This window comes from Nocardia cyriacigeorgica (assembly GCF_010868145.1).
GTDB classification, from domain to species: Bacteria; Actinomycetota; Actinomycetes; order Mycobacteriales; family Mycobacteriaceae; genus Nocardia; species Nocardia cyriacigeorgica_D.
In genome coordinates this window covers 54,517-76,851 of sequence record NZ_JAAGUY010000029.1, presented here as the reverse complement: position 1 = coordinate 76,851, position 22,335 = coordinate 54,517, and the positions used below count along the sequence as shown (strand labels likewise).

The window sequence follows — 22,335 nt, the reverse complement described above, 5'->3', positions numbered from 1 at the left end:
CTCTCGCCGGTACTCGACCGGTTCCCCCGCTTGGACCCCCCGGAAGCCGAACCGCCCGAGGCCGAACCGCCCGAACCGGAACCACCGGAACCCGATCCATCCGAACCGAAGCCACCCGACGCAGACCCACCCGAAGCGCCACCGGAACCCGCACCTGTCGAACCGCCCGACGATCCGCCCGATGCGCCGCCTCCGACCGCACCACCCGTCGAATTGCCCCCGGAGGCCCCACCGCCGGACATCCCCGAACCATCTCCCGAGGACGTTCCGCCGTTCGGCACGCCGCCCGAGGCCTCATCGTCCCCGGTCCCGATCGGTCCGCCGGGAATCCCCACACCGCCCGGTGAGGTATCGCCCGCGGGAAGTGCGCCGGTGGACGAGCCGGGGGCCGTGCCACCCGGCACCGAACCGCCGGGCACGGAGCGAACATCCGGTGTCGAGCCGACAGGAGTTCCTGGTTCGTTCTGCCCTGGCGTCACATCATCGGGGATCGAACCTGGCACCCCAGGAACAGGATTCGTCCCATCGTCGGCGCCGGGCGCACCACCGGGAATCGATGGCGCGCCTTCGACCGGACTGCTGGGCGGGCGCACCGAGGTGTTCGGCTGCGAGAACGGCATCGGATTGCGGAACCGCGCGGGGTCGGCGTACGTGCCCGACAACTCGTCGGACCGGTGCCGCCATTCGCGGGTGTCGGAATGGGTATCGCCACGGCTTTCGGCCATGGTCGGCCCCTGCGGTCGCGGCCCCTGCGGTTGTCCGTACGCCGAGGGCGAGACCATCGCGGCATACCCGGTCAGGCGCGTCGGGACACCGGCCACGGCGCGGGCCATTCCCGCCGCGGCATGGCCGACGGCGCCGACATTGCCGATGAGGGCTCCGTCCACGTCGAGTTCGACGAGCAGTGCGTCGTTCGGGAGGTCCAAGCGGGGGAACCGGTCGAGTACCGGCGAGAGCTGGGTGTCGACCGCGCCACCGCCGAACATGGTGGCGGCCGACATCGCGATCGCGGAAAAGATTGCCGCACCGGAGAACACCGGCGGGTGGAAGCTCGCGCCGGGGGCGGCGGGCATTGCGGTGCGCGCCGCGAGGTAGGCGGCTCCGGCCGCGACGGTCTGGCCCGGATCGGCCGACATGACGATGGGCCTGCCGAGCTCGGCGAGGGTCCGCGCGACTTCGGGCGGCCGAGCCGCGCCACCGATGACGAGGATTCGCCCTATATCGGACATGGCGATCCCTGCCGAACGCACCGCAGCCCGCACCACCTCGAGCGAATCACGGATCTGCTCCACCCGCAGACTGTCGGTATCGACAAACGACGTCATCGCGACGGTGCCGGGCGCCGCCGAGGCGGACATCTTGCCACCCGCGTAGCGGGCGATCATCGCGCCGAGCGGGCGGCCGCCGAAGTCGTAGCAGCGCACCGGTTTCCCGACCATGGGGTGATCGCGCCAATCGGGGCCGACCCGGACCACCGTGATGTCGAGGCTGTTGCCACCGAGGTCGTAGACGAGAACGAATTCCGAAGGCAGCGGGCCCTGTTCGCGCTCGAGCCATTCGGCAGCGGCCACGGGTTCGGGGACGAGCTCCACATGCCCGATCCCGGACAGGTCCAATGCTTGACGCAGCAGGGAGACCTGCTTGTTGGAGTAGGCCGCGGGATAGGTGGTGGCCACGCCCGCGCAGGGTTCGGCCGAGGCCAGCAGGCTGTGCACGACCGCGGCGATCATGTTCGCGGGCGACCAGATCCGTCCACCGATGGTCACCGAGTCGGGGTCACGGGCGAGGTCCGCGAAATCGGTGGCCGCGACAGCGAATTCGGGAATGCCTCCGACCCGGAGGCAGTTCGTGCCGTCGAAGACGGCAGTCGTGCGCCTGGTTCGCACCGATGGCCGCGATTGCTCGGCGGTCGCCACCGCCGATACGGAGTTCACTGTGCCGATGCTGAAGCCCAGCCCTGTAGTCATTCGCTATCCCGTCAACGCACCGAGACCACGTCCCTCATGTGAAGAACCATGGGCCGCGGTCGTCTTCCAAACAGCCCCCACAGGTTAGCTGTTTCGACTCCGTCCGGATGCCGATTTGATATGAAAGGTTCAACCAATTGCGACTATTCGTCGAATGTGCTGGTCACAGCTTTTCGATTGGATGATCCAGACCCCTGGATCGATACGTTTCGGAGACGTCGCGTCGCAACCCGCAATCATTCGGCGATCAACTCCCACACACTCGCCGCGGATCAATGAAGACTCCTCGGCATTCGTGCAGTACACACCTACCAGTCGGTAACCAAACCGTTGCTACCGCGCGGAAAATCAACCGAGCGGTCGCTTCCGATCAGATGGATGACAGGTCAACGCAACGGCGGATTTCCGCCAGCACACCTGCCGTCCGCCGAGTTGACTGGAGATCACGACGTCGTAGCGCTGACCAAAATGCAAGTACCAGAAGGGAAACCGATTCCATGGCACAACGATTCGCCGAGCAGGTCGTCTTGATCACCGGTGCCACCTCAGGTGTGGGCGAGGCCGTGGCCCGGCGGGTGTCCGCCGAGGGCGCTGCGGTCGTCCTCGGTGCGCGCGGCAAAGAAGCGGGCGTGCGGGTGGCCGAGGAGATCCGTGCCGACGGCGGGCGCGCGGTATTCGTGCCCACCGATGTACGCAACGAGGAAGAGGTGGCCGCCCTGACCCGGGTCGCCCTCGAGGAGTTCGGCCGCCTCGATGCCGCGTTCAACAATGTCGGCGCGGTCACCGCCTATGGGCCGGTCACCGAGATCGACGATGCGGCCTGGCGCGGTGAACTCGAACTCAACCTGACCAGCGTCTTCTACGGTATGCGCCACCAGGTTCCGGCACTGGCCGCCTCCGGGGGCGGGGCGATCTTGAACAATGCCTCCAACCTGGGTGTGGTCGGAATGGCCTCGGTCGCACCATACGTCGCGGCCAAGCACGGTGTGGTCGGGTTGTCCCGCGCGGTCGCGCTGGAAGCGGCCGAACAGGGCATCCGGGTGAACGCGCTGGTCTCCGGCGCGGTCGATACGCCGGCGTTCCGCAACTCGATGGGCGCGACTCCGGAAGGCGAGGCCGCGATCGCGGCGCTGCACCCGCTGGGCCGGATCAGCAAGCCGGAGGAGATCGCGTCGCTGTGCGCGTATCTGCTCAGCCCGGAGTCGAGCTTCGTGACCGGCGCGGCGCTCGCGATCGACGGTGGTTTCACGGCACGTTGACCACCAGCACCGCGCACCGGCCCCTCATCGGCCGATGCGCGGTGCTGCGCCGAGATCCGGTGGATCCCCGCCGCACACACGACAATCGCGCCGGAGTCGACGACTCCGGCGCGATTGTCAGAACAGATTCAGATCCGGTTGAGCAGGCGTCGAACCGCTCCGGTCGGACGCAATACCGCGCCACCGGGCCGCAATTCGGGCTGCCTGCTGCGCACCAACCGGTCGAAACCGGCCGCACCGCCCGACGGCGCGCGCAGCCTGCCCGCGTTGAAATCGTCGGCCAACTGCTGCACCGTCTGCTGGGCGCAGGACTTATTGGTGCCGATGAAGCCGGTGGGACCGCGCTTGATCCAGCCGGTGACATAGGTGCCAGACAGCACCGAACCACCGGGCTGTTCCAGGACACGACCGTCCAGGTTCGGGATCACACCCGCACGCTCGTCGAACGGCAGACCCGGCAGCGGCACACCGCGGTAACCCACCGAGGTGAGCACAAGGCCGGCGTCCAGCCGTTCGGTCTGCTCGGTCGGCACCGCGCGCATGGCGCCGTCACCGTCGGCGACCAGCTCGTTGCGAACCACCTCGATACCGGTCACTTGGTCCGGGCCGAGAATCTCGGTCGGCGAGGACAAGTAGCGGAACACGATCCGGCGCCGCTGCCCGAACGGGCGGGTGCGCACACTGTGCAGCAGACGCAGCTTCTGCTCCACCTGATAGGGCAGATCGTCGGTGATCTCGGGCAGCTCGCCCTCGATGACGATGTCGATATCGGCCCCGAGCAGGCCGACGAACTCCGGCACCGTGAACGCCGACTCCGCCGGACCGCGCCTGCCGAGGATGACGACCTCTTCGATCTTGCTGTCGCGCAGGGCATCCAGCGCGGTCTGCGAGATGTCGGTGCCGACGAGCGACTCGGGGTCGATGGTCAGGATGCGCGCCACATCCAGCGCCACATTGCCGTTACCGACGATCACCGCGCGCTTGCTCGAGAGGTCGAAGGTCCGGCCGACGTGATCGGGATGGCCGTTGTACCAGGCGACGAAATCGGTGGCCGACACATTGCCCGCCAACCCCTCGCCCGCGATACCGAGCTTGCGATCGGAGGACGCGCCGACGGCGTAGATCACCGCGTGGTGGTAGGCCAGCAGCTCCTCATGCGAGATGTGCTTACCCACCTCGACATTCAAGTACGAACCGAAGCCGGGCTGCGCCGACATCACATCGAAGAGCTGACTGACCTGACGGGTCTTGGCATGGTCGGGCGCCACGCCGTGGCGCGCCAAGCCGTAGGGCACCGGCAGCCGGTCGAACATGGTCACCGAGACGTCGGGCTGGGTGAGCAGCTCATCGGCGGCGTACATGGCCGAGGGGCCCGAGCCGACGACCGCCACCCGCAGGGGCTCGCGCTCGGTCCGGATCTCCGGTGCGGGCACCGGCTGCGCCAGAATCGGGCGCGGCCGGGACTGCCGGTAGAAGTCGGCGTTGATCTCGATGAAGGGCTTCTGCTCGTCGGTCAGCTTCTTCGACGAGGTGATCGCGTCCACCGGGCAAGCCGAGGCGCAGGCACCGCAGTCCACACACGCCTGCGGGTCGACGTAGAGCATCTCGGCAGTGCGGAAGTCGGGCTCGTCGGGCGTGGGGTGGATGCAGTTGACCGGGCAGGCGTAGACGCAGGACGCGTCGCTACAGCAGGACTGCGTGACAACGTAGGGCATGGGTACCTCAGGCCGCCTTGCCGACCACGCGCAGCGGCTCGGAACGGTAGCGGGTCGAATGACCGTCGATACCGAGCAGCTTCCACACGCGCTTGGAAATCGGGTTCATCAAGCCGATTTCCTTGGCCAGCGAACGGACATCGGCGAAGTAGTCGCTGAAGACCTGCTTGGCTTCCTTTGACCCGTAGAACAGTTCCTTGCGGACCGAATCCGGGATGTCGAACTCGTCGAAGAAGGCGCGCGGCGGGGTCGCGATGGAGCGGCCGAGAATCCACATGACGATCGGCATCGCGATCGAGAGGATGAAGCGGTTGGCCGCGTTGCCCTCGGGCACGTGCTGCTTGAGGAACTCGTGCGCGAAGGAGATGTGGCGGGCCTCCTCGGCGACATGGATGGCCATGACACCGCGCATGATCGGATGCACTTCTTCACCGGAGCGCAGGATGTCCTTCTGGATGTGGTCGATCGGCTCCTCGCCGGCGAGCACGGCCATGAAGAACAGGTTCGGGAACAGCACCGCGACGGGGACGACAAGCTGCCGGAACTGGCGGACCAGCGGACCCATCCCCGGCACGTCGATGCCGATGCGGTTGACCATCTCTTGGAACATCAGGGTGTGGTTGTGCTCCTCGATCATCTCGTGGGAGCAGTAGCGGAATTCCGGCGAGCCGTTGGGCAGGCCGAAGACATGCTGCATCATGCCGCTGATGAGGATGGCCTCGAACTGCAGACCGACCTTGGCCACGTTGGCCTGGCGGTACTTACCGACCGCGATCTTCTGCTCGTCCGACAGCGCGAGGTACCAGGGGTGGCGGCCCAGCGGATCGGCCGACTGCGGCAGGATCCAGCGCTCGGGCTTGGTCTCGGCGTCGAAGTCCGGGTTTTCCCAGTCGATGTCCTCGAAAGGGTCGAAGTGCCGGTTCACCGAGCCCTCCGACAGCAGCAGCAACTTCTGCGCGTACTCCTGGGCCTGCGCGACTACCGGGTCGATATCAGGTGTCGTGGTGGCTGCGGACATCGTCGTCACTGCCTCTCGGTCGGGAACTCCTGTTTAACTGTTCCCAATAGTTACACCAACCGTGAGCCACGTCAACACGGGTGAGGTCCGGACGGCGGGTCGGCGTCGCTGCGCACCCGCCGGACCCGGACCTGCCCTGTGTACTCCTAACCCGCCCCGAGCTGCGACAACGCCGTCAGCACCGCGTCGCTCGGGACGGTGAGTGTCAACGCGACGGCCACTGCCGACACCCCCGCCGCCACCGCGGCCCGCGCATTCCTGCGCAACTTGCGGCGGGAGAATTCCCACGCGCGCGGGCCCGACCCGCGCTTCCGTCCCGGATCCACCGAGGCCGCCACCATGCGACGGGCCATGATCGCGGCCCCTGCGGCGATGGTGCGCTCGGGATCGGGCGCCGTGACCACCGGGCGCGCCAATTCCGCACCGAGCACCCGCACCACCTCGGCCGGTCGCGCTGCCCCGCCCACGACCAGCACCCGGTCGACATCGGCCATGGTCACATCGGCCTGCCGCAGGCACCGATAGACCAGCTCCAGCGAGCCGCGCACGTGCTCGCTACGCAATTCACCCGCGCGATCCCGCGCCGGCGCGCCTGCCGGGACGTCGGGATCGACCTCTGAGGATTGTCCGTGCACCGCCTGCGTGGTCACCAACGCGCCGAACGCCCGGCCACCGAAGTCACGGGACCGAAGGGTGCCCATCACCGGGTTGTCCGGGCACCCGGCACCTACCCGCACCAACGTCACATCCAGGCTCGCACCGCCGAGGTCGTAGACCAGGGCAAGACCTGGCATGAGTGGCCCGTGCTCGGCCTCGAGCCACGCGGCCGCCGCCACCGGTTCGGCCACCAACACCACCCGTTCCAGTCCGGCCGCATCGAGTGCCGTACGGAGCGCACCCACCTGGTCGTCGCTGTAGCCGACCGGGTGGGTGAGGGTGATACCGGTGTCGTCGCCGGTGGAGCGCAGCTCGTCGCGGGCCTCCGCAATCAGGCAGTCAGCGACGACCGCCACCAGATCTGCGGGTGCGAGGGCGCGATTGCCGACGCGAGCAGCAGACGCGCCGCGCTCGGTCAGATCCGCGAATTCGGTGACGACCCGGCCGTGCCGGGGAATAGTGCCGAGCCGGGCCATGCCCGTGCTGTCGAAGGTAAGGGTGGTGCGGTGGGTGACGGCGGGTGGCCGGGTGGCCCGGCGGCGTCGCCCCGGCGGCGCCTTCACCGAATCCTCCTCCGCGACTGCCGAAACCGTGTTCACCGTGCCGATGCTCAATCCGAGACCAAACGCCATCGAACTCCACCTGATCGCCGAGCGGACATGCTTCGAACGCCCATCAGGCAATCATTCCGCGATCGGTGTGCCAACCACCGGACATCAGGTTGTCCGCCATCGCCTCTCCCCCGCCGCGGGGAACGAGACTGCCGGTAACGCCCTCACCAGCCCCGCTGACCTGTTCGGGAACCAGCGACGACGTCCGTCCACGCTTTCAGCGGACACGCCCGGTGACCTGATCCGATTTGCCGGCCGGACACTGCCGTGGCTCGGCGATCAGCGGTGCACAGACACCACCGATCGCCGAGATGCGATCAGCCGGTGGGCAATTCCGGAATACGGGTGGCCCTGGCGTAGACGGTCTCACCGTCGGACAGGCGAAGCGCTTCGGCATCACCTCGGGTCACCTGCGCCGCGAACAGATCGCCTGTGGCGGCATTGCGCATTTCCACACGCACCTCGAAACCGAGATGCACCACCCGCTCCACCGTGGCACGGGTGACGCCCGCCGATTCCGCGGTGCCCTCGTGCTCGGCCATCGCCATGCTCGGATCGCGGCCAACGCGGATATCGTGCGGGCGCACCAGGTGACCATTGAGCCGGGCCACCGCGCCGAGGAAGGACATGACGAACTCGTTGGCGGGCCGGTCGTAGACGTCCTCGGGCGAGCCGACCTGTTCGATCCGGCCCGCGTTCATCACCGCGATCCGGTCGGCCACATCGAGGGCCTCTTCCTGGTCGTGGGTCACCAGCACCGTGGTCACATGGACCTCGTCGTGCAGCCGGCGCAGCCAGGTCCGCAGATCAGCGCGCACCTTGGCATCGAGAGCGCCGAAAGGCTCGTCCAGCAGCAGCACCTGTGGGTCGACGGCCAACGCACGTGCCAGCGCCATGCGCTGACGCTGACCACCCGACAACTGCGCCGGATAACGATGCTGGAAACCGTCAAGGCCCACGATGCCGAGCAGCTCGTCCACCCGCTTGGCAATCTCGGCCTTCGGCCGCTTGCGGATCTTGAGCCCGAACGCCACGTTGTCGCGCACGGTCATGTGCTTGAACGCGGCGTAGTGCTGGAAAACGAAGCCGATATCGCGCTTCTGCGGCGGTACCCGGGTGACGTCGCGATCGGAGATCACCACCACCCCGGAGTCCAGCGTCTCAAGCCCGGCGATCGACCGCAGCAGCGTCGACTTGCCCGATCCGGACGGACCGAGCAGCGCGGTCAACTCACCGGAGGGAATATCGATGCTGACGTCGTCCAGCGCGGCGAACGAACCGTAATTCTTGCGCGCGTTGGTCACGGTAATCATTGGTTGCCTCCGGCAGTCGACATGGGTGCCCTGCGCGCGGCAGTGCCGATCATTTGTTGCCCCGCTTGCGTTCGAGGAGGGTCATCAACAGGAGTGTGACCAGGGCGATACCCATCAGCAGGGTGGCGGCGCTATAGGCACCGAAGCTGTTGTGGTCGTCCACATACCTGGCGTGCACCAGCAGCGTCAGGGTTTGCGAGACGCCGGCGAAACCGGAGGACACCATGATCACCGCACCGAACTCGCCGAGCGAGCGGGCAACAGTGAGCACGATGCCGTAGGTCAGGCCCCAGCGGATCGCGGGCAGGGTGATCTGCCAGAAGGTCTGCCAGCGCGAGGCGCCCAGTGTCGCCGCTGCCTGTTCTTGATCGTCACCGATCTCGTGCAGCACCGGCTCGACCTCGCGCACCACGAACGGCAGCGTGACGAAGATCGTCGCGATCACCATGCCCGGCAGCCCGAAGATCACCGTGAACCCGGCCGAATCGAGTCCACCGAACCAGCCGCCCGCGCCCCACAGCATGATCAGGGCAACACCGACCACCACCGGCGAGACCGCGAACGGCAGATCGACGATGCCCTGGACCAGGCTGCGGCCGGGGAATCTGCCGCGGACCAGCGCGAGCGCGGTGACGATACCGAAGACGACGTTCACCGGGACCACGATCGCCACGATGATCATCGACAGGTTGAACGCCGAGATCGCGGCTGGCGTGCTGATGGAATCGAGGAAGGCACCGATTCCATCGCCGAACGTCCGGAACAAGATCACCCCGAGCGGCAGCACGAGGAGCACGAACAGATACCCGAGCGCGACTACGCGCAGCGAGAGCCGGACCGGAGTCGAGAGCTTCATCGCGCCTCCTGCTCTTTCCTGGCCGACCGCTCGGCGAACAACCGCAGCACGAGCAGCGAGACGAACGCGATGGCCAGCAGTGCCACCGACACCGCCGCGGCAGCCACCGGACGGTCGACCTCGATCTGCTGCTGAATGTATTGCGAGGCCATCTGGGTTTCGCGCGGGATATTGCCGCCGATCAGCACCACCGAGCCGTACTCGCCGATGGCGCGGGCGAAGGCGAGCCCACCGCCGCTGATGATCGCGGGGGTCAGCGTGGGCAGCACGATGCGCCGGAACGTGGTCCAGTTGTCCGCGCCCAGCGACAGCGCGGCCTGCTCCACTTCCTTGTCCACCTCGATCAGCACCGGCTGCACCGACCGCACCACGAACGGCAGTGTGACGAATGCCAATGCCACCACCAGACCGGGCTGGGTGGCATTGAGATGGATATCGATCGGGCTCTGCGGGCCGTACAGCGACAGCAGCACGATGCTGGCCACGATGGTCGGCAGCGCGAACGGCAGGTCGATCAGCGCGTTGACGACGCCCTTACCCGGGAAGTCGTCCCGCACCAGTACCCAGGCGATGAGGGTGCCCATCACCACGTTGATCAGCGCGACGATCACCGAGACGAACACGGTGACCTTCAGCGAGGCCAGCGCGACCGGCGAGGTGACCGCGTCCCAGAAGCCTGCCCAGCCCTCGTCGAAGGCGCTGACGGTCAGTGCGGCCAGTGGCAGCAGCACGATGATGCTGAGCCACAGCACCGCGGTGGCGATGCCGAGCGGGCCGACCGAGCCCGTTACCCGCAGCCACGACCAGTTCGGTCCCCGCGATCCCGCGGCCGCGGGTTTGCTCAGGTCTGTGGCGACGCCGGAACCGGCGGCTTCGGTTCCGACGCTGTTACTACTGTCTGTCACGGTGTCGAGTATCGCGTGTGTGCCGGATCACCCGACTACTTGGTGGCGTTGTCGTAGATGACGGCGATCTTGCCGGTGCCCTGCGCGAACAGCTCGGCGTCGACCGTCTTCCACCCGCCGAGGTCGGCGATCGTGTACAGCTTCTCCGGTTGCGGGAAGTCCGAAGCGAACTCGGCCGCGACGCCGGGATCGACCGGGCGGAAGCCGGCCTCGGCCCAGGCGCGCTGCCCCTCGGGGGTGTACAGGAAGTCACGGAAGGCGATGGCCTTCTCCTGGTTCTGGCTGCTCTTCAGCACCGCGACCGGGTTCTCGATCCTGAAAGTGTCGGCCGGGACGATGTGCTCGACCGGATCACCATTGCGTTCGACAAATATCGCCTCGTTCTCGTAGCTCAGCAGCACGTCACCGGTGCCCTGCAGGAACGTCTCGGTGGCGTCGCGACCGGACTTGGGTTGCACTCGCATGTGCTCGGGGGAAATCAGTTGGGACAGGTAGTCCAGACCCGCCTGCGGGTTCTTGCCGCCCTCGCTCTTGGCCGCGTAGGGCGCCAGCAGATTCCATTTGGCCGAACCGGAGCTGAACGGGTTCGGGGTCACCACCTCGATGCCGGGCTTCAGCAGGTCGTCCCAGGTCTTGATGCCCTTCGGGTTGCCCTCACGGACCACGATCGCGACGACCGAACCGAACGGAATTCCCTTGTTGGCGTCGGCATTCCAGTTCTGGTCGACCAGACCCGCATCCACCAGCCGGGTGACGTCCGGTTCGACGGAGAAGTTCACAATATCGGCCTCGGCGCCATCCTTGACCTTGCGGGACTGGTCACCGGAGGCTCCGTAGGACTCCCGGACCCGCACCCCATCGCCCGCTTCGGTCTTGTTGAACGCGGGGATCACCTTGTCGAAACCGGGCTTGGGCACGGCGTAGGCGAACATGTTGATGGTGCCGCCGCTACCGTCGGCGACCTCACCGTCGACCGAATCGCTCGATCCACCGCTGCACGCGCTGAGCGCGAACGCGGCGATCGCGGTGAAGGCGATGGCGGCGCGTCGTCGACGCGTAGTGAGCCGGCTGCTGCGTGACATGGGGTGGACCTTTCTCGGGGCCGCCATGAGCTCTCTGGCCTGAATGGCGGTGACACTTCGGGATCGAACGAAAGACCTGCCGAGGGAGTGGCAGTGGCGCGACTTGGCCGGAACGGCCGCTGGGTTCGGGCAACGCTGCGAAAAAGGTGCGCACCAGTCTAGGAGGGAACGCGCAGAACTGCCCGGATTCCGATCACCGACAGTGAATATCCGCGACGACGAGGCAGCCGACCGCGATCAACGCCAATTCATGGCGGACCTGCGGCACAACACTCGACGACACCCGGCAGACTGTAGCAGAGCACTCGAGGCGATTCGAATCGACGAATCCCAGATCGACGGGGGTAACACACCATGACGACCAGCCCTGACCGCTTGCGCGCGCGGCTGCCCGAAATCAGCACGCGCGCCTGGGAACACCCGGCCGACCGCACCGCGTTGGTCGCGCTGCGCTCACTGAGCGGGTTCGACCTGGTCCTGCGCACCCTGTCCGGGCTGCTGCGCGAACGTCAGTATCGGCTGATGTATCTGGCGACCGCCGTCCGGGTCGATGACCGACAGTTCCGGTCCCTGCACCAGCTGCGCCAGGACTGCGTCGAGATCTTGGACGCGGCCACCACGCCGGAGATGTTCGTGGTGCAGAGCCCGGAGGTGAACGCGTTCACGATCGGCATGGACAAGCCGTTCATCGTGCTGACCACCGGCCTGGTCGATCTGCTCGACCAGGAGGAGATGCGCTTCACCATCGGTCACGAGCTCGGCCACGCGTTGTCCGGGCATGCGGTCTACCGCACGATGCTGATGCATCTGCTGCGGATGGCCGACGGGATCGGGTGGATGCCGATCGGCGGCTGGGCGCTGCGGGCCATCGTCGCGGCGCTGATGGAATGGAGCCGCAAATCCGAACTCTCCGGCGACCGGGCCGGTCTGCTGTGTGGGCAGGATGTGGATGCCTCGGTCCGGGTACATATGAAGCTGGCCGGCGGTGCCCGCGTCGGGGAGATGAATCTGGGTGCGTTCCTGGCGCAGGCCGATGATTACGACCGGTCCGGAGACCTGCGTGACGGGGTGCTCAAGCTGCTGAATCTGGAATTGCAGAGCCACCCGTTCTCGGTGCTGCGGGCCGCCGAACTGCGACGCTGGATCCAGAGCGGCGACTACGAACGCATCCTCGGCGGAGACTATCCGCGACGCGCGCACGACAAGAACGCCAAGATCAGCGAGGAGATCAAACAGGCGGCGCGCAGCTACCGCGATTCTTTCGACCAGTCCGAGGATCCACTGATCCGCACGGTGCGCACCATGGGCCGCGATATGGGCGCGGCGGTGAACACCGTCGGTCAGGAGGTCGGCGATACCGTCGCCAAGGTCGGCAAGCGATTCAACGACTGGCGCCGCGGCAGCGACGAGCGGTCGGCCTCGTTCAGCGAGTGAAGAACCAGGCGATGACCACCAGCACGAGCAGAGCGACCAGGGCCAGCTGAACACGGGAACGTGGCATCAGCGGGCTCCGCTCTGCGCGTGCTCGCGGGTCTCGACCAGTGGTTCCACGGGCGCGGCGGCCTGCGCCAGCCGCGCAGAGCGGTAACGGCCCGCCCGGACCCGGTGCTGGGCCAGCGCCACCCGGTGCTGGACAACCTTGAGCGCGCGGTCGAGCAGGTAGGCGATGGCGAAGCTGATCGGCACCATGCCCACCAGTACCACCAGGAACTGCGGGATGAACGGAAGACCCGCCACCCACAGTTCGAAGCCGTCCCACCAACCCGCTATGCGATCCACGATCACCAGCGTAATCGACACCGGATAACGGCCTCCGCGGTCGGCCCGCGCGCATCGTTGACCTGAACCGTGGTTGAGAGTGCACGCTGGTCGTATGACACAAGCCGCGGAATTCTGGAATACCGTCTACGACAACGACACCGCTCCCTGGGTGATCGGCGAACCGCAGCCCGCGATCGTCGAGCTGGAGCGGACCGGCGGCATCAGGGGGCGGGTGCTCGATCCGGGCAGCGGTGCCGGTGAACACACCATTCTGCTGACCAAACTCGGCTACGACGTCCTCGGCGTGGATCTGTCCCCGAGCGCGGTCGAGTACGCCCGCCGCAACGCGGCCGCCAAGGACGCGTCGAACGCACGGTTCGAGGTGGTCGACGTGCTGGCCATCGCCGATCGTCCGGCAGGCGATTTCGGCCCCTTCGACACGATCGTCGACAGTGCGCTTTTCCACGTCTTCGGTACCGATCCGGCGGCGAGGGCCGCCTACGTGCGCGGATTGCGCGCGATCTGCGCACCCGGCGGGCTGGTGCACATCCTGGCGCTGTCGGATGTCGAGCCCGGATTCGGACCGCGGATCAGCGACGCGATCATCCGGGATTCGTTCACCGACGGCTGGGAGATCGAGGATCTGCGCCCGGCCACCTATCGCGGCCGCAATACCGAAGTGGTCGCCGAGGAGGTCGCGCGTCTCGGGCTGCCGCAGGAAGGCCCCATCGATACCGCCGCCTGGCTGGCCCGCATCCGTCGGATCTGAGCATCTTCGCGCCGGTGGAGCGGTCGATGCCACCTCCACCGGCGCGGTGCGGTGGACGCGCCGGGGGCGCGGGGTGATCATGAAGTTATGGCGATCTCCGAGGATCACGACGTCAAGCAGACGGCGCATTCGCTCATCGAATCCCGGCGCCGGTCGAATTTTCCGCCGATCGACGACTACGCTTTCCTGTCCGACTGCGAGACCAATTGCCTGATCGCCAGCAACGGCTCCGTCGAGTGGATGTGTGTGCCGCGACCGGACTCGGCGAGCGTGTTCGGCGCCATGCTCGACCGCAATGCCGGACATTTCCGCATCGGGCCCTACGGACGCAATGTGCCCGCGGCGCGCCGCTACCTGCCGGGCGGAATGATCCTGGAAACCACCTGGCAGACCGCCACCGGCTGGCTGATCGTGCGCGACGCACTGGTTCTGGGGCCGTGGCACAACAACTTTCAGCGCAGCAAGACCCATCGGCGCACACCGATGGACTGGGATGCCGAGCACATGTTGCTGCGCACGGTGAAATGCGTCAGCGGCACGGTCGAACTGGAGATGAGCTGCGAACCCTCCTTCGACTACCACCGGGAGACCGCGCTGTGGGAGTACACCGGCAAGGTGTACGAGGAGGCCACCGCCCAATGCGCCGCCGACCCGAGTTCGGGCCCGACCCTGGTGCTGACCACCGATCTGCGGATCGGCTTGGAGGGGCGGGAAGCGCGCGCCCGCACCCGGATGCAGGAGGGCGATGAGGTGTATGTTGCCCTGACCTGGTCGGAGCTGCCCGCACCACAGACCTTCGCCGAGGCGGCGCAGAAGATGTGGACGACGGCCGAATGCTGGCGTCAATGGATCACCCTTGGCAAGTTCCCCGATCACCCATGGCGCAGCTATCTGCAGCGCAGCGCACTGACGCTCAAGGGCCTGACCTACGCACCGACCGGCGCCCTGATGGCCGCCGCGACCACGTCCCTGCCGGAAACGCCGGGCGGCGAACGCAATTGGGACTACCGCTACAGCTGGGTCCGTGATTCCACCTTCGCCCTGTGGGGTTTGTACACCCTCGGGCTCGACCGCGAGGCCGACGATTTCTTCGCCTTCCTCAACGACGCGACCACCGGCGCCGACGGTGAACCCGTTCCGCTACAGGTGCTCTACGGGATCGGTGGCGAACGCAAGCTCACCGAAACCACGCTCGATCATCTGTCCGGATACGACTCCGCCCGGCCGGTGCGCATCGGCAACGGTGCCTACGACCAGGATCAGCACGATATCTGGGGCACGATGCTCGACTCGGTGTACTTGCACGTCAAGTCACGCCAGCATGTGCCGGAGACCTTGTGGCCACTGCTGGAACGTCAGGTGGGCGCGGCGATCCGGCACTGGCGCGAACCCGACCGCGGCATCTGGGAGGTGCGCGGCGAGCCGCAGCATTTCACCTCGTCGAAAATCATGTGCTGGGTGGCGCTCGACCGCGGGGCGAAACTGGCCGAACTGCACGGCGAGATGGAGATCGCGGACCGCTGGTACAGCATCGCCGAGGAGATCAAGGACGACGTGCTCACCCACGGCGTGGATGCCGACGGCGTGCTCACTCAGACCTACGGCGGCGACAGCCTCGACGCGTCACTGCTGCTCGCGGTGCTGACCCGCTTCCTGCCGCCCGACGATCACCGCGTCCGCGCAACCGTGCTCGCCATCGCCGACCGCCTCACCGAGAACGGTCTGGTGCTGCGCTACCGCACCGAGACCACCGACGACGGACTGTCCGGGGCAGAAGGCACCTTTACCATCTGCTCGTTCTGGCTGGTGTCGGCGCTGGTGGAGATCGGTGAGCTCCACCGCGCCCGCCAGATGTGCGAACGGCTGCTCGGCTACGCCAGCCCGCTGCGGCTCTACGCCGAGGAGATCGAACCGCACAGCGGCCGCCATCTGGGCAACTTCCCGCAGGCATTCACCCACCTGGCCCTGATCAACGCGGTCACCCACGTGATCCGGGCCGAGGAGGCAAGCGACGCAGGCCGCTTCGTGCCCGCGCACACACCCGCCACCCAACACGGGTGAGCACACTGAAGCGCCCGAATCAGGCGGCGGGAATCAGCGCGTCGGCGCGTTCACGGACCCCACGCAGCGTCGCCATATCGGCATCGATGCGATCGAGTCGATCACGGCCGCGATCGCCGTACTTCTCCCCCGCCTCCTCGGCGACCCGCAGTGCTTCGTCGGCATTGCGCAGGACGTCTGTGGCGATCTCGGTGAAATGGTCGCGCAGTGACCGCTGGGTGGCGCGCAAGCGGTTCCTCGACTCCTTGCCAACCTGGAAAACGACATCGTCCATCAACCGGGCCACCGCAACCTTGGCCTCGGCCTGACGTCGCTGTTTGCGTGCCCGGCGGTCGTCCCACAGCGCGTTGATACCCAGCAGCACACCCGCACCGGCGGAATACCAGTTCACCAGCGACATGCCGAGCAGGCTGGTGGCCAGACCGACCATCAGGATGCCGCCGTAGGAGCCGCGCAGCGCCGAGAGGAACTGCTGGGTCACGCTCGTCTTCGCACTTTCCAGCGGCTCCAGCGGTGCCACCTGTTCGAGGACGTCACCCGGCTGCTCCAGCCGCACGTCCGGCAACGGTGGGGCGCGGTGATCGGCCGGGAATTTCGCCGCCACCTGCTCCGAGAGCTCCACCGAGCGGTAGTGGGCCGTCGCGAAGTTCTCCTCGACGGCCTCGCAGATGCGCGCGTCCAGGTCGGTACCGAATTCGTTCCAGCGCCGTGCCGGATCGGTCTGGGCGATCTCGGCTTCGGCGTCGCGGACCAGGCTGCGCAGCCGGTGCCGCAGATCGTGCTCGATATCGGCCATCAGCTCGGTGCTGCCGTCGGCGAGGGTCACCTGCCAGTTCGCCGTACGCTGACGCAGCTGATCGGCCTCGTCGCGGGCCGCGGCCAGCTGCGCGGTGATCTCCGAACGACGGCGCGGATCGCGCAGCGTCTCCGCCTCGGTACGCAGCGACGCCGCCAGGTGATCGCAGACCAGGCGGATATCACCCGCCGCGGCTTCGATTGCCACCTCATCGGCTCGGTTGACGATGAAATCGCGCAGATGATCGACCAGCTGCGGCAACCCGGATTCGATATCGCGCTGATAGTTGCCCACCAGACCGGCCTGTCGATGCATCTCCGCCGACACCGGCGCGACCGCGAAACCGAGACCGGCGGCGTCGAGCAGCTCGCGGTTGCGCTGCTGGGTGTGCGCCCAGTGCGGATGCATGTCGATCTTGTTCAGCACGCAGACCACCGTCGGGCAGATCTGCTGGATGCGCTGTAGATGACCGATCTGCTCGGAGGTCAGCTCGGTAGCGGCGTCACCGACATAGAGCACGGCGTCGGCGGCGGCGATCATCGACCAGGTGGTGTTGTCCTCGCGGGTCGCGCCGGGCGCGTCCATCAGCACCACACCCTCGGCCAGCAGCGGGCTCGGCTGGGTGAATTCGGCCCGGATGACGCCCTTCGCATTGAGTGCGGGCGCCGGGTCGAGCGGGTCGACGGGCTGACGTTCGATCCGTCCGCCACCCACCGAACGCACCAGGGTGGCGGTCGGCTCCGGACCGTGTTCGATGATGACAGGAACGCCGATCGGGACGTCGGTCGCGCTGACCTTCGCCCCGACCAGGGCGTTGACCAGGCTGCTCATACCGTTCTTGGCGTCACCGACCACCACGAGCCGCACCCGCGGATCATTCACCCTTGACCGGACCATGCTCAGCCGGCCGCCGAGGTCGTCGCGACCGGCGGACCGGGTCAGCTCCCGCAGGTCGTCGGTGATCCGGATGAGCGGGGCCATGGCGTCCGGATGTTTCACCGTCGCGGCCTCCAGTCCGGCTGCGGCAGACAACCCTGCTCCTCACTATCGTCGCTGGCGTCGAAGAATCTCTCGCACGCTGTCGGCTCCCATTCGATCATGGCGCCCGATTGCGCCGTCAACCCGTCCCGCTTCGCGCCGGTCACATGATGACGGCGTCCACGTGCGCCACCACATGATGTGTTTGCGCCATGGTCGTCTCCGGCATCAACGCACCGCTGAGCTCGCCACCGGCCAGGCCGAGCGGGCCGTGATCGGCGAGGGAAGCCGCCGCGAGCAGCGCCGGATCGTGATGTCCGGTGTCATAGTCGGCGATCGGCTTGACCCCGACCTGCGGTTTGATCGTCGGTGCCTGGGTGTTCGGCTGGATGTCGACCGTCGGCGCTTGGGTCGGCGGATCGTAGGTCGGCGCCGTTGGCCGCGGGGCGCTGACCGTCGGAACATCAGCGGTGGGAACGTCCGCGGTCGGAACATCGGCGGTGGGGATGTCCGCCGTCGGACGAGTCACCGTCGAGGGCAGGTCCGCCGTGGTCGGAGTATCGACGGTCGGCTGCGGCCGGGTGGTCGGCTCCGGCGCGTCGGTCGTCTGCGGACGGGTGGTAGCACCGCCGGTGGTTCCCGGTGTGGTGACGTCGTCGTCCGGATCCGAAGTGGTTGGGCGGGTGCTCGGAGCGGTGGCGCTCCCACCCGGCGTCTTGGTGATCGGATCGTCGGTGGTCGAGCTACCCGGCCGGGTTGTGCCCGACACACCCGGCAGTGTGGTGACACTGACGTCGGGCGTGGAGGTACTCGAGCCCGGCGAGGTGGTCCCGCCCGGCGTGCTCGGCGTCGGCACCGTCGAGGTGACCGTGGTCGGCGCGCCGGGTGTGGTGGTGCCCGTTGTCTGCGCCGGATCCTCGACACCGGTACCGATCGAGCCCGGACGTTCGGCAGGAACAGAACGCTCGAAGATCGCGGGGACCGCCGCGGCAGGCGCGGTGAGCGGCGACGGACCCGGTGGCGGCGCGATCACGTTCGCGATCGGCGATGTCGCGGCGTCGGGCTGGATCGTGGTCTGCAGTGGCGTTGCCGCCACCGGCTGAGCGACCGCGACCGGGGCCGCCGCCGCAGGCGCGACGGCCGCGGGAACGGGCGCGATCGCGGCGGGCGCGACCGAAGCGGCAGGTGCGACCGGGGCGGGAGCCGGGGCAGGCGCGGCTGGGGCGATCGGAGCCGGAGCCGCGGGGGCTGCGGGAGCCGAGTGCGTCACGGTCTGGGGTGTTGAATGGCCTGCCGAGGCACCGGTAGCGGCGGCCGAGCTCGCACCGCCGGCATGCGGCATGGTGACGCCACCGACCAGACCCTGATGAGCGCCACCGGATTCGCCGGCCTCTACACCGGGCTGGGTACCGTCCGGCACCCGCATGCCGTCGGAGAGCCAGTCGGTGTATTCGTCGAGCTGATCGCCGACATTGCCGACGCCGAAGTCGACCTCCATCGCGGTGGTCAGGTAGATCCCGTCCGGCCCGATGCCGAAATCGACGCTGAGCGAAGTGCCGAGAAACACACCGAGGCTGTCACCGTCGCCGACACCGTCGAACGGATCACCCGCGCCCGGTGCCGTGGTCTCGGCCTGAGCAACCGGTGACGTGCCCGGCAGCCCGAACGTCCCCGAGCCGGGGGCGACGAAACCATTGGTGCCAGGAAGCCCGAACCCGTGCCCGGCCTGCCCCAGCCCATGGCCGGGCAGACCGAATCCTTGGCCGCCTGGCTCCTCGAAACCACCCCCGCCGGTGCCAGGAAGCCCGAACCCGTTCGAAGGTCCACCGGCACCGGGGATTCCACCGATACCGGGAACACCCTCCGCCGATGCGCCGGGAATGCCACCGAGGCCGGGAACACCCTCGCCGGTCGCGCCGGGGATGCCGCCGATCCCGGGCACACCGGCACCGGTGTCCGCGCCGGGGATGCCACCGATACCTGGCACGCCCTCACCGTTCGAACCGGGCAGCCGCATGCCGTCGGGCCCGTTGTCGGGCAGCGACGGCAGCTGGAAGCCTGCGTCGGTACCGCCACCACCACTGCCCATGCCACCATCCAGTCGCGGCAGCGGCATGGTGACCCACGGATCGGCACCGGGGGCGCCGGGCTCGGGCGTCTGGTCGGCGACCGGGGTCGGCGCGAAATCTTCGGGATTCGGATCCGGGAAGGTGAGCACCGGGCTCGGCACATCCGGATCGGGATCGGTGTTGCGCGCCCAGCCGGCATTCCAGCTGTCGAGGTGGTGTTCGTTGCCTGGCCGCGCAGGAACTCCACCGCCGTTGGCGGCCACCAGTGCGCCGCCGGTGACGTACGCACCACCTCTGGCTACTCGCGCGACCCCGCTCGCTACACGGTAGGCAGTGTCGCCGCCACGCTCGTCGGCATCGAAGTCGCCGTCGAAGGGCAGGTCACGCGTCATACGAAACTCCACTCTCGGGTCTATCCAGCATCCTCACCACGCCGGACCGACCGAGAGTGAAGATCAGGTACCACCATATTTGTGCGGAACCCAGCTGTCACATCCTCCGGGACGCTGAAAAAGTTAACAACGCCACGCAAATTGCCACAGCCCCCAGTTATCGGGTGGCGACGCCGACACGAGCCGGCGCGCCATTATCCCTGATCAGGCCCGAGATCGCGCGCTATTTCTTGTCTTTCGGCTTATCCGACTGCGCATCGGAGGACAGCGCCGCGACGAAGGCCTCCTGCGGAACATCCACCCGGCCGATGGTCTTCATCCGCTTCTTGCCTTCCTTCTGCTTCTCCAGCAGCTTGCGCTTACGGCTGATGTCACCGCCGTAGCACTTGGCGAGCACGTCCTTGCGGATGGCGCGGATATTTTCGCGGGCAATGATTTTCGAACCGATGGCGGCCTGGATCGGCACCTCGAACTGCTGGCGGGGAATCAACTCGCGCAGTTTGTTGGTCATCTTGTTGCCGTAGGCCTGCGCGGCGTCACGGTGCACGATCGCACTGAACGCGTCGACCGCCTCGCCCTGCAGCAAGATATCCACCTTGACCAAGTTCGACTCCTGCTCGCCCGCCTCCTCGTAATCGAGGCTGGCATAGCCGCGGGTACGCGACTTCAGCGAATCGAAGAAGTCGAAGATGATCTCGGCCATCGGCAGCGTGTAGCGCAGCTCGACACGGGTCTCCGACAGATAGTCCATGCCGCCTAGCTCACCGCGACGGGACTGGCACAGCTCCATGATCGAACCGATGAACTCGCTCGGCGAGATGACGGTGCACTTGACGACCGGTTCGAACACCCGGCGCACCTTGCCCTCGGGCCAGTACGACGGGTTGGTGACGACCTGCTCGCTGCCGTCCTCCATCTCCACCCGGTACACCACGTTGGGTGCGGTCGAGATCAGGTCCAGATCGAACTCGCGCTGCAATCGCTCACGGGTGATCTCCATGTGCAGCAAGCCGAGGAAGCCACAGCGGAAACCGAAGCCGAGCGCCACCGAGGTTTCCGGGGTGTAGGTCAGGGCGGCGTCGTTGAGCTGGAGCTTCTCCAGGGCGTCGCGCAGGTCCGGGTAATCGGAGCCGTCCACCGGGTACAGGCCCGAGTAGACCATCGGCCGCGGTTCCCGGTATCCGGTGAGCGGTTCGGACGCGCCGCCGCGGGCCGCGGTCACGGTATCGCCGACCTTGGACTGGCGCACATCCTTCACGCCGGTGATCAGATAGCCCACCTCACCGACACCGAGGCCCTGCGTCGGTTTGGGTTCGGGCGAGACGATACCGATCTCCAGCAGCTCATGGGTCGCACCGGTGGACATCATCTTGATCTTCTCGCGCGGGGTGAGCTTGCCGTCCACCACACGGATATAGGTCACCACACCGCGGTAGGTGTCGTAGACCGAATCGAAGATCATCGCGCGCGCCGGGGCGTCGGCATCGCCCTGCGGCGCCGGGATCTGGGCGATCACCTCGTCGAGCAATTCGGTCACACCGACGCCGGTCTTACCGGAGACCCGCAGCACATCCGACGGTTCGCAGCCCACGATGTGGGCCAGCTCGGCCGCGTAACGGTCCGGGTCGGCGGCGGGCAGGTCGATCTTGTTCAGCACCGGGATGATCGTCAGATCCTTGTCCAGTGCCAGATAGAGATTGGCCAGGGTCTGCGCCTCGATGCCCTGCGCGGCGTCAACCAGCAGGATCGCGCCCTCACAGGCTTCCAGCGCCCGCGAGACCTCATAGGTGAAGTCGACGTGGCCGGGTGTGTCGATGAGGTGCAGCACGAAGTCGGTGCCCGCGTGCTCACCGGTGCGCGGAGTCCACGGCAGCCGGACGTTCTGGGCCTTGATGGTGATGCCGCGTTCGCGCTCGATGTCCATCCGGTCCAGGTACTGAGCGCGCATCTGCCGCTCCTCGACCACTCCGGTCAGTTGCAGCATCCGGTCGGCCAGCGTCGACTTGCCGTGGTCGATGTGCGCGATGATGCAGAAGTTCCGGATCCGGGACGGATCGGTGAACGTCGTGTCGGCGAAGCTGGCGGGCACTCCACTCCTCATTCGGGTATCGGCGAACTGCGACCCA

At 67.2% G+C, this 22,335-nt stretch carries 17 protein-coding genes; 4 read left to right on the top strand and 13 right to left on the bottom strand.

The genetic code is table 11. The annotated features are described in order from the left end of the window. A partial coding sequence (locus GV792_RS30155; RefSeq protein ID WP_163827000.1) for an Hsp70 family protein occupies window positions 1-1,967 on the bottom strand: 1,967 nt, incomplete at its 3' end. Between the two features lie 497 nt (window positions 1,968-2,464). Here GV792_RS30155 and GV792_RS24965 point away from each other — a divergent pair. Continuing rightward, a complete protein-coding gene (locus GV792_RS24965) occupies window positions 2,465-3,226 on the top strand; it encodes an SDR family NAD(P)-dependent oxidoreductase (protein WP_163826998.1) in 762 nt (253 codons plus the stop codon). Window positions 3,227-3,354: 128 nt separating this feature from the next. Here the strand turns inward: GV792_RS24965 and GV792_RS24960 are convergent, their stop codons facing one another. The 8 genes from GV792_RS24960 to GV792_RS30425 form a co-directional block, all read right to left on the bottom strand. Next, on the bottom strand, window positions 3,355-4,941 hold the full coding sequence (locus GV792_RS24960; protein ID WP_175583213.1) for an FAD-dependent oxidoreductase: 1,587 nt from the start codon (window positions 4,939-4,941) through the stop codon (window positions 3,355-3,357). Between the two features lie 7 nt (window positions 4,942-4,948). Continuing rightward, complete coding sequence (locus GV792_RS24955; RefSeq protein WP_163826996.1) at window positions 4,949-5,959, bottom strand: AurF N-oxygenase family protein; 1,011 nt, start codon at window positions 5,957-5,959, stop codon at window positions 4,949-4,951. 146 nt (window positions 5,960-6,105) lie between these two features. Beyond that, window positions 6,106-7,248 (bottom strand): Hsp70 family protein, encoded by a 1,143-nt coding sequence (locus GV792_RS24950; RefSeq protein ID WP_175584762.1) that lies wholly within the window; start codon window positions 7,246-7,248, stop codon window positions 6,106-6,108. A gap of 296 nt (window positions 7,249-7,544) precedes the next feature. Then, window positions 7,545-8,540 carry a sulfate/molybdate ABC transporter ATP-binding protein gene (locus GV792_RS24945; protein ID WP_163826994.1) on the bottom strand — a complete coding sequence of 332 codons (996 nt, stop codon included), beginning with the start codon at window positions 8,538-8,540 and terminating at the stop codon, window positions 7,545-7,547. Window positions 8,541-8,589: 49 nt separating this feature from the next. Continuing rightward, entirely contained in the window at window positions 8,590-9,396 is an 807-nt protein-coding gene (cysW, locus tag GV792_RS24940; RefSeq protein WP_163826992.1) for a sulfate ABC transporter permease subunit CysW, read from the bottom strand. Beyond that, complete coding sequence (gene cysT / locus GV792_RS24935; protein WP_256668586.1) at window positions 9,393-10,193, bottom strand: sulfate ABC transporter permease subunit CysT; 801 nt, start codon at window positions 10,191-10,193, stop codon at window positions 9,393-9,395. The genes cysW and cysT overlap by 4 nt, the downstream gene beginning before the upstream one ends. Window positions 10,194-10,336: 143 nt before the next feature. Continuing rightward, window positions 10,337-11,383, bottom strand: a complete 1,047-nt coding sequence (locus GV792_RS24930) for a sulfate ABC transporter substrate-binding protein (RefSeq protein WP_163826989.1) — start codon at window positions 11,381-11,383, stop codon at window positions 10,337-10,339. A gap of 193 nt (window positions 11,384-11,576) precedes the next feature. Further along, window positions 11,577-11,666, bottom strand: coding sequence for an Ms4533A family Cys-rich leader peptide (locus GV792_RS30425; RefSeq protein ID WP_324192512.1), 90 nt, complete (start codon window positions 11,664-11,666; stop codon window positions 11,577-11,579). A 71-nt stretch (window positions 11,667-11,737) separates the two neighbouring features. Between GV792_RS30425 and GV792_RS24925 the strand changes: the two genes are divergently transcribed. Further along, on the top strand, window positions 11,738-12,817 hold the full coding sequence (locus GV792_RS24925) for a M48 family metallopeptidase (RefSeq protein WP_163826987.1): 1,080 nt from the start codon (window positions 11,738-11,740) through the stop codon (window positions 12,815-12,817). 66 nt (window positions 12,818-12,883) lie between these two features. Here GV792_RS24925 and GV792_RS24920 read toward each other — a convergent pair whose 3' ends face one another. After that, complete coding sequence (locus tag GV792_RS24920; RefSeq protein ID WP_309139152.1) at window positions 12,884-13,162, bottom strand: hypothetical protein; 279 nt, start codon at window positions 13,160-13,162, stop codon at window positions 12,884-12,886. Between the two features lie 94 nt (window positions 13,163-13,256). Here GV792_RS24920 and GV792_RS24915 point away from each other — a divergent pair, with 94 nt between their 5' ends. Beyond that, the gene (locus GV792_RS24915; protein ID WP_163826985.1) at window positions 13,257-13,913 is read left to right on the top strand and encodes a class I SAM-dependent methyltransferase; all 657 of its coding nucleotides are present in this window, start codon (window positions 13,257-13,259) and stop codon (window positions 13,911-13,913) included. Between the two features lie 87 nt (window positions 13,914-14,000). After that, complete coding sequence (locus GV792_RS24910) at window positions 14,001-15,974, top strand: glycoside hydrolase family 15 protein (protein ID WP_175584761.1); 1,974 nt, start codon at window positions 14,001-14,003, stop codon at window positions 15,972-15,974. 19 nt (window positions 15,975-15,993) lie between these two features. Here the strand turns inward: GV792_RS24910 and GV792_RS24905 are convergent, their stop codons facing one another. The 3 genes from GV792_RS24905 to lepA form a co-directional block, all read right to left on the bottom strand. Continuing rightward, window positions 15,994-17,802, bottom strand: coding sequence for a dynamin family protein (locus GV792_RS24905; protein ID WP_163826983.1), 1,809 nt, complete (start codon window positions 17,800-17,802; stop codon window positions 15,994-15,996). Between the two features lie 109 nt (window positions 17,803-17,911). Further along, entirely contained in the window at window positions 17,912-20,209 is a 2,298-nt protein-coding gene (locus tag GV792_RS24900; protein WP_163826981.1) for a hypothetical protein, read from the bottom strand. Between the two features lie 223 nt (window positions 20,210-20,432). Next, on the bottom strand, window positions 20,433-22,310 hold the full coding sequence (lepA, locus tag GV792_RS24895; RefSeq protein ID WP_163826979.1) for a translation elongation factor 4: 1,878 nt from the start codon (window positions 22,308-22,310) through the stop codon (window positions 20,433-20,435). Window positions 22,311-22,335 lie beyond the last annotated feature (25 nt).